General features: G+C 68.4%; 2 protein-coding genes. Both read left to right on the top strand.

The genetic code is table 11. The features are described 5' to 3' along the window. A partial coding sequence (locus tag EAW56_RS12345) for a sensor histidine kinase (protein ID WP_244213441.1) occupies positions 1–642 on the top strand: 642 nt, incomplete at its 5' end. Next, the coding region (locus tag EAW56_RS12340) for a response regulator transcription factor (protein WP_147453336.1) at positions 639–1,210 on the top strand (572 nt) is incomplete at its 3' end. The genes EAW56_RS12345 and EAW56_RS12340, both read left to right, overlap by 4 nt.

Raw genomic sequence — 1,210 nt, 5'->3', positions numbered from 1 at the left:
ATCATCGCATTCGGACTACCACTCCTGGTGCTGGTCCTCGGCGTGCTCACGCGCCGCAAGGAAGCCACCACCGAGCTCGAGCGTGACCTGGACCTGGCTCGCCAGCGCGAGGACATCGCCACCGACGTCCACGATCTCCTCGGTCACACACTCACCGTGATCAACCTGAAATCGGAGGTGGCTCGCCGGGCCGTCGATAATGATCCCGAACAGGCAAAACACGAACTCGCGGAGATTGCGCAGCTGTCCCGCCAATCCCTCGCTGAGGTCCGCGCTACCGTCACCCGCATGCGCACGCCCACCCTCGCCGGCGAGCTGGAGGCTGCGCGCCGGGCGCTGTCCACCAGCGGGATCGCCGCCCACCTGCCCGAGTGCGCGCCCACGAACCACGACGCCCTCTTCTCCTGGGCGCTGCGTGAGCTGACCACGAACGTGATCCGCCACTCTGGAGCCCGAAACTGCTGGGTCACGCTGACCCCCGATACCCTCACGGTTGCCGACGACGGCGCCGGCTTCACTTCCACCACCGCCGACCACGCCGGCGGTCTGGCCGGTCTGCAGTCCCGCCTCACCGAAGGCGCGCTCCTCATCACCCGCGAGCTGGGGCGCACTACAGTCACCCTGTCGATGGGCCGCCCATGATCCGCGTCCTCATCGCCGAAGACCAGGCGCTCGTCCGCGGCGCACTCGTCGCGCTCCTCGGCGCCGAACCGGACATCGAGGTCGTCTCCCAATGCGCCACCGGCACCGAAGTCGCGGGGTTGCTCGAGCAATCGCCTATCGACGTCGCACTCCTGGACATCGAACTCCCCGGCCGCAACGGCCTCGACGTCGCCGCCGACCTCGCCAGTCACCCCTGTCGCACGCTCATCGTCACCACCTTCGGCCGCCCCGGCTACGTGAAGCGGGCCTTGGACGCGGGCGTCGACGGCTTCGTGGTCAAGGACACCCCGCCTGAGGAACTGGCGTGCGCCATCCGCCGCGTCCACGCCGGCTACCGAGTCATCGACCCTCATCTCGCTAGCGAAAGCCTCTTCGCGCCGAACAATCCACTCACAGACCGCGAACAAGACGTGACCCGCCTCCTGCTCCGAGGCCTCGGCGCCCCCGACGTCGCCGCCACGCTGCACCTTTCCTCCGGCACGGTGCGCAACCACGTGTCCAGCATCATTGCCAAGACGGGTGCCGGAAACCGTTTCGAGGCGGCCCG

This window comes from Corynebacterium gottingense (genome assembly GCF_003693265.1).
In the GTDB taxonomy this organism is placed as follows: domain Bacteria; phylum Actinomycetota; class Actinomycetes; order Mycobacteriales; family Mycobacteriaceae; genus Corynebacterium; species Corynebacterium gottingense.
The sequence above is the reverse complement of the archived record's forward strand: the minus strand, read 5'-3'. Positions and strand labels throughout refer to the sequence as shown.